6 protein-coding genes are annotated in these 7,548 nt (G+C 51.6%); 2 read left to right on the forward strand and 4 right to left on the reverse strand.

Features of this window, described 5'->3' with window-relative positions; genetic code table 11:
- Positions 1-146: 146 nt before the first annotated feature.
- Positions 147-485, reverse strand: a complete 339-nt coding sequence (locus tag E3J62_04085) for a type II toxin-antitoxin system PemK/MazF family toxin (protein TET46543.1) — start codon at positions 483-485, stop codon at positions 147-149.
- Positions 485-727, reverse strand: a complete 243-nt coding sequence (locus tag E3J62_04090; protein TET46551.1) for a ribbon-helix-helix protein, CopG family — start codon at positions 725-727, stop codon at positions 485-487. Before E3J62_04090 ends, E3J62_04085 begins: the two co-directional genes overlap by 1 nt.
- Before the next feature lie 804 nt (positions 728-1,531).
- On the opposite strand from E3J62_04090, the gene E3J62_04095 reads away from it, so the two are divergent.
- A complete protein-coding gene (locus E3J62_04095) occupies positions 1,532-2,074 on the forward strand; it encodes a hypothetical protein (protein TET46544.1) in 543 nt (180 codons plus the stop codon).
- A gap of 271 nt (positions 2,075-2,345) precedes the next feature.
- Here the strand turns inward: E3J62_04095 and E3J62_04100 are convergent, their stop codons facing one another.
- Entirely contained in the window at positions 2,346-2,885 is a 540-nt protein-coding gene (locus E3J62_04100) for a GrpB family protein (protein TET46545.1), read from the reverse strand.
- Positions 2,886-3,343: 458 nt separating this feature from the next.
- A complete protein-coding gene (locus tag E3J62_04105) occupies positions 3,344-6,082 on the reverse strand; it encodes a T9SS type A sorting domain-containing protein (protein ID TET46546.1) in 2,739 nt (912 codons plus the stop codon).
- Positions 6,083-6,740: 658 nt separating this feature from the next.
- Between E3J62_04105 and E3J62_04110 the strand changes: the two genes are divergently transcribed.
- Positions 6,741-7,548: alpha/beta hydrolase (locus E3J62_04110; protein TET46547.1), on the forward strand; the 808-nt coding region annotated here is incomplete at its 3' end.

Here is a 7,548-nt window from a genome sequence, read left to right on the forward strand (position 1 = left end):
GCTGTGTCGAGGGGTCGTAGATCCTGAGAGAAGTGCATCGCCTTAGAAAGGGGTTGAGACCCGGTAGCGTCGAACGTGTTTTCTCAATCTTAAATCATAAATCGAAAATCTTAAATATGTAGGGCACCGCCCCCAGGTTTCATCCCTTACACAGAAAGGACCAGACGAAGGCCGTCGTCGAGCGCTTGCATCTGGCTCGCACGCAGTCTACCCACTCTCTCGGTGAGATACGACCGGTCAAGAGTAATCAACTGTGACACGTTGATGACCGAGTCCTTGGGAAGTCCGCTCTGACGCCGCGTCAAAGCAACGTTGCCGGGAGCGCGAGCCAGCCGCACATTGGAGGTAATGACTGCCACGATAACCGTCTGAATGCGACTCCTGCTGAACGCATCTGACTGCACTACAGCAACAGGTCGCCTGTAGCCTGGGCCAGAACCTCGCGGAGAAGCCAACGACGCCCACCAGATCTCTCCCTTTTGCACTACCACTCTTCCTCGGGAATGGAGGCGACCTGCAGGCGCTCGAGAAGCTGATCAAGTCTAGCCTTCTCATGGTCCGGGCCATAGACCTCATTCAGAGCTTCTGTCACGCCCTTGTCCTCGTGGTTTCCCAAAAACTCCCTGACCGCCCGCTGGAAGAGCTCGCTGCGCGAGATGCCAAACCTCTTAGCCAGTCGCTCAACAGCGTTGAAGAGTGGGTCTGGAATTGATATCGCGGTTTTCATACTTCTCAGTATAACGGAAGTTATACCTACGTCAAGGACATTTTTTTCGACAACCTTCTTGCCGGCATTCCGATACACAGGAATGACGTGCCTACCCAAGCTCATGCACAGACATACTGTCAAACTGGCAAGTCATGGATCCGGAGCCTGTCCTGAGGGAATCCGAAGGGAGTATTCGTAGCTCGTCAGAAGCCTGTCCTCCGTAACCTCGGTGAAGGAGGACGAAGGAGGCACCGAGCACAAATGCCCTTACGTCCATATGTGCGCATATGCGCACGTGCGCACATGTACACATGTGAACTTGTGCACATACGAACATGTGGCGATGAACATGCCAAGGAGGTTGACTTATGGGGTTTGGTGGGATAGAATCATTCATAGAAAGTAACCAGAGTATCGTCTTTGAGGGCAAAATGCGAAGCCAGTCGCGAAGTCCCACGGAGCCACGAAGGACGAAGTAGGGTAGCTACCTGAGCGTAGACTGGCGAAGCCCGACGCGAAGTCCCACGGAGCCCTGCAGGCAGAGTGGGGAGTCAGCGTAGACGTAGTCGGGTCAAAAAGTCAAGTCATGGATCCGGAGCCTGTCCTGAGGGAATCCGAAGGGAGCATTCGGAGGGTGAAATCCGGAGCCAGGTCGAGGGGGCGTAGATCCTGAGAGAAGTGCATCGCCTTAGAAAGGAGTTGAGACCCGGTAGCGTCGAACGTGTTTTCTCAATCTCAAATCATAAATCGAAAATCTTAAATGTATAGGGCACCGTCCCCAAGGATGTGGAATACCGTTGAGAGAATGAGAGGAGGCAAAGCATGAAAAAACTATCCGTCCTGCTTATGGCCTTTGCTCTGTTGTTCGCCCTCAGCGTGAATCACTTGGCTGAGGCGCAGACTGAAAAAGGAGCGGAAGATCCGCCTGATATGGGCCCAAGGGATTTGAGAAGAGATCGGTATTTTGAGATGGGAGCAAACCTGGGGTGGCCGGCTGTTATCAATGGTGTTGTGGGGTATTGGTTTGGTCCTGTCGGATTGCGCCTTTCAGGAATGTACTGGGACGGCGAGGACCAGGACGGAATTAACGCCGTCCAGTGTGATATTGGATACAAGTTATCAGATAATGTTAACACGCTCCACAGCGTTGCAGTCGCAGGTGGGACGAGTAGGGAGTCGCTTCGCGGGGAGTGGTCATATTTGGGGGCGGCTTACTGTCTGAATCATAGGTGGTTCTTCTTGGAAATAGGATTGGGAAAGATTGTAGGAATCAGAAGAGAAGTATATCCTATTGGTTCTTTTCAGGCTATTTTTCAAATAGGTTATATGCACCGTTTTCTTCCGAAATCAGAACAGAACTTATGAGAAGGATTGCGCAATCGGCTTCCAATGGGCTTTGCGAGAAACTAATCGTGGCGAAAATGCCGGAAGTGTCCCTGGTTTTTCGCAAGATACCAGAGCAACATTGGGGACGGTGCCTCTCGCCTTGGCTCGGGATCTACCACTTGACCTTTTGACGATTGGAGGGATAACGTCTGGCACCGCAACTGCCCCCCTAAAATGATTCTTTCACATTCGCCGACGGTTGTCAAATTCTTTCGCAACAGTGATCGAGTACAATGATTCGCGCCTGTCGCTAGTGTCTCCCCTTTACCTCTTGCCACCATGTCATTGCCTTCTCTTCTATTGCCCTGATGAATTCCGTTTTTGCCTCAGCGTAGTCGTTGACATCCTCCCATTCTTTCGAGGCTAGCTCCCGTTTGACCCGCTCATAAGCTTCGCGGGCCTCAGCATGCGATCGCAGGTAATCGCGAAAGGCAAGATGCCGCAGCCACCATTCGCTACCGATTTCAACAAGGTGAATTTGATGTGTACGAACTCCGTTCGAGTTGTTCTTGCGAAAATAGCGCCTGAAGGGTGTGTCTTTCTCGAAAGCACTGACGTACTCGTAACCTAGTTGGATGATCGCGTCGATGCAAACGGCATCTGCTTCGCTCAGTGGATGCACACCGACCATCACATCGATTACTGGCTTTCCAGCTAAGCCCGGCACAGCAGTACTTCCAATATGCTGGATCTCTGCCACATAGCTACCGATGGCAGCCAACAGCTTCTCCTTTTCTAACCTGAATTGCTCAGGCCACGCAGGATCGTAATCAACGATGGCTACTCTCATAGTAGAGGACCAGACTTCTTCTTATTTCTCGACTCCTTGCCTTGTCGCTTTTCTCAAAGGAATCTTTCCACATTCCCGTACGGTTGTCAAATTCTTTCGCAACAGTGATCGAGGCATCTGTTGGTGAGAAATTGGCACAAATCCGGCACAACTAATCTAAGATCTGTGACCTAAGATCGCAGATCTTGCATATGTGCGCATATGCGCACGTGCGCATGTGTACACATGTGAACTTGTGCATAGACGAACATGTGGCGATGAAGATACCGAGGAGGTTGACTTGTGGGGTTAGGTGGGATAGAATCATCCAAAGGAAGTAACCAGAGTATCGTCTTTGAGGGTAAAATGCGAAGCCAGTCGTAGCTACCTGAGCGTAGACTGGCGAAGCCCGACGGAGTCGAGGAACACGTAGTCGGGTCAGAATGTCATGCACCGTCCCCAGATCTCCTTCCTCAGACCTACCTGACTAGTATCATCTTGCGGGTGGCGGTGGCATCACCGGCTTGGAGTCTGCAGAAGTAAATGCCTGAAGGCAGTTGTTCCCCTGCCGAGTCTCTCCCATCCCACCTGACTGAGTGCGTTCCTGCCGCCTTTTTCTCATCAACAAGGACACCCACCACACGGCCAGAGGTGTCGTAGACCTTGAGAGAGACCTGAGTTGTGACCGCCACTTGGTACCGGATCGCCGTTCGAGATCGGAAGGGGTTCGGCACATTTTGGCGTAGTTCTAACCCCGAAGATCGCATCCTTGGCTTTGAACGTGTTTCATCAACTCCCACAGTTGGGTAGAGCGCACCGAATACTCGCCAGCTGTTATGGGTCTGCGCCGAGAAGCCCTCGTAGACAATGATGCATTGATCATCCGGGCCGTTTGTGATGGTCGGTATCCGCCGGTTGTGAGGTCGACTCACCAACACGATCCCAGACGGGTCAAGAACGGTCCCCGATGTATCCACTCTTGCGCCGTAGATACCCCACTTGTTACCGCCTCTGTGGTCACCCCATACCACTATGTAGTTACTTCCGTCAAACGCTGCAGATGTAAACCACACAGCACTGTCAGTTGTGCATATGGGGAAGCCCAAGGTGTCGAGCACCTCTCCAGACTGATTAACTCTGGCGCCCCGTATGTTGTCCTCCATGGGCCAAGGGGGTTCGTCCTCCCATATGACAAGATAGTTATTGCCATCAAACGCCGCCGAGGGCCATGTCTGGTCCCTTTCGGCGGTACAGATTGGCACCGCCGTAGTGTCAAGTACGACACCAGAAGTATCCACCCTGGCACCATAAATATCCAATCCGCTACCGCCACCGTCCTCGGACCACACTACAAAGTAGTGAGTGTCACTAAACACCACGAAAGGAGACCACTTGTCTCCGTTGCCGACAGAGATGGGTATCCCGGCTGGGTCCAGGACAGTGCCCGAAGTGCCGACTCTTGAACCATAGATATCATAACTGGAGATATTCCGGGAGTCTACCCACACAACCAAGTAGTTAGCTCCGCCGAAAGCTGCTGCAGGATACCTTTCTCTGTGCCCGCCCACAGAAATGGGTATACTGGCAGGGTCGAGTACAACTCCGGACTGATCCACCCGGGCACCGTAGACGTCACCACTGCTACCGTCGCGGAAGTCATACCACACGGCAAGGTAGTTCATACCATCGAAGGCTACTGAGCTGCCCTTCTGATCTCCAATCATGGTTGATATGGCTATCGCCGAGGAGTCGAGCACGACGCCTGACGGGCTCACTCTCATACCGAAAATATCTAGGTCGTCGCCGGTTCGGTAGTCTTCCCAAACTACGAAGTAGTTTGTGCCATCAAACGAAGCGGCCACCTGCATCTGATAGTTTGCTGCTGTCGAGAAGAGGATGCCCAAGGTGTCGAGCAGTATCCCAGACGTGTCTATCCTCGCACCACGAACGTTCCAGTCATTGTGCGTGCGGTTATCCCCCCATGCAATAAGACAGTGAACTCCGGAACAGACAACTGAGGGGCCTGTCTGGGAACCGGCAGCGCCAGATACGGTTGTCCCTAACGTATCTGCCACTATCCCTGATGTGTCGACCTTGGTTGCGAAGATGTCCGGAAGCCCTGGACGGCCATCCTGCCAAACGACAATGTAGTCTGTTCCATCAAAAGCAACACAAGGGGAGGATTGATCATCACTGGCAGAACAGATGGCTATCCCAAAGGAGTCGAGCACTATCCCAGCTGTGTCCAACCTGGCACCACGGATATCTCGGAGGCCTGATAGGCCGTCCTGCCAGACTACAAGATGCCTATTGATGCCATCAGAGGCGACGGAAGGATATCCCTGATTCCCACTCCCGGTCGATATGGCGATACCCATGGTATCGAGCACACTACCGGACGGCGCCACTCGGGCCCCATATATGTCGGAATCGGTTCCATTCCGCCAATCTTCCCACACCACAAGAGCGGCATCAGCGGCAAAGGCAATCGATGGACTCTGTTGGTCGTCGACTGCACTGGAGACTACCACGCCAGACGTATCGAGCACGTTCCCCGAGGTATCGACTCTTGTCCCGTATATGTCCATGTCCGTGCCGCTCCGGCCGTCTGTCCAGACTACCACGTAGTTTGCCCCATGAAAAGCCGCCGAAGGTCGTGTCTGGTGATCAGGTGCAGTTGAGACCGCCACTCCCGCGGTATCAAGTAGGATCCCCGATTGACCTATCCTCGCACCATAGATGTCACGTCCGTCCCCGTTGCGGCTATCTCCCCATACGACAAGATAGTTAGCGCCATCGGATGTCACGGACGGAGACGTCTGCCACCCTGGGGCAGTGGAAATGGGTATGCCAATTGAGTCAAGCAGGACGCCAGATGCATCAACTCTGGCTCCATATATGTCGGAGGGCCAAACCCGACTGTCCTGCCATACGACAAGGTAGTTTATGCCATTGAACCCAACAGAAGGGAACCACTGAAACTCAGGAGCCCCGACATAGAAGGGCACAGTGTCGATCATTAACTCTTCAAGCAAGACGGTAGATGGGTTCTCCCAGGGACCGAGAATTGGCCGTGCCCGACCCGAGAGCTCTCCCCCGCCAGTGACCTGAGACACGACCTCATCTGGGGAGAATGGAAGCGCTTTGGCCGCTGGTTCTCGAGAAAGAGGCCCCGGTGCGAGCAGTAAAGCGCAGACTATGATGGTTTGAGGAAACATACTGACCCTTGCCTCCGAACTCAGTCCCCCCGTCCAGCTATTTTAGGCCTAAGGGTGGGCACTATCAAGGAAAAAAGCAAGTGATGGCACGCGGTGGGTGTCCTTCGCCGCGAACATGGGGACAGGTCCTTCGACGATGCTCAGGATGTACATGGACTTTTGACTTTTGCGATCACTGGCGACAAACTCGCCGATACATGGAATCCTCTAGGGTAGGGTCAAGGGATGGCGCTTGAGACCTAGGCTAGGCCTATCTGTTTCTCCCCGTTTCCTCTGAGAGTGCCTCAATATCCCATCCATATCCTGTTTCCATCCCCTGTCACATCAAACGGTACGTGCCCCTTTCGGGAATACCGCTTTCCTGTTAGCTCCAGTCAAAGGAAACCTTCCACATTGGCGGATGGTTGTCAAATTCTTTCGCAACAGTGATCGAGGCGTCTATCGGTGATGATCCAGCCCAAATCCTGCACAAGGTTCAGAGGGTGTTACAGGGTGCTTGACATCGGCGTTGATTTTGGGTAGAGTTCAGTCACGGCAAGGAAGGGCAAGTTAGAATCTCAGACGGTATCTGTTTTTTGCAGACGGATTTTGTCAGAAATTCATGCACCGTCCCTAAGTCTCTTTTTAAATCATTAATCAAAAAGTATGGAGGTGTAAGATGAAGCAGAAGATTCTGTTTTTGAGTTGCTGTATTATTTCATTAATCCTAATTATCTATGGCTGCACAAATGGACCTGATAATGTTGCTATCTCATCAGATGGTGTGAAAATCAGTTTTGATATACAGGGAGAGGGTGAGCCGGCACTCGTTTTTGTTCATGGCTGGAGCAATAACAGGACTATCTGGGATGCACAGGTTTCTCATTTTTCAAAAACATATAAAGTAATAACTGTAGACCTACCCGGTTTTGGAGAATCCGGCAATAACCGTCAAACGTGGACTATAGCATCATTTGGTGAAGATGTAGCAACTGTTATTAATAAACTTGATCTTGATCAGGTTGTGCTTGTCGGTTTTTCTATGGGCGGACCTGTTGTTATTGAAACCGCAAAGAGCGTGCCCGATCATGTTGCCGGACTTGTGCTAGTGGATGAATTACATAATGTTGAAATGCAGTATCCTCCAGAAGTTATTAGTTATATGGATAGTGTTTATATGGATGTGGTAACAGCTCCGACAATGGAAAAAATGAAACCTTTCTTTAAAAGGAACACTGAGGCATCGTTTGAGCGAATTCTCTCCGTGCTGAATGGTGTCCCCAAAAAAGGTTGGAGAGAATCGCTGAATGACATGTTCCGATGGGCAAATGAAGATTGTATTGAGTCGCTTAAAAAGACACGGGCTCCTATTATTTCAATTAATTCGGATCAAACTCCGACAAATGTGGAAGCTTTCATGAAGTATGTTCCATCATTCAAGGTCAAGATCATCCCGGATGTAGGGCATCTTGTAATGTGGGATGCCC

This window comes from candidate division TA06 bacterium (genome assembly GCA_004376575.1).
In the GTDB taxonomy this organism is placed as follows: Bacteria; Hydrothermota; DG-26; order E44-bin18; family E44-bin18; genus E44-bin18.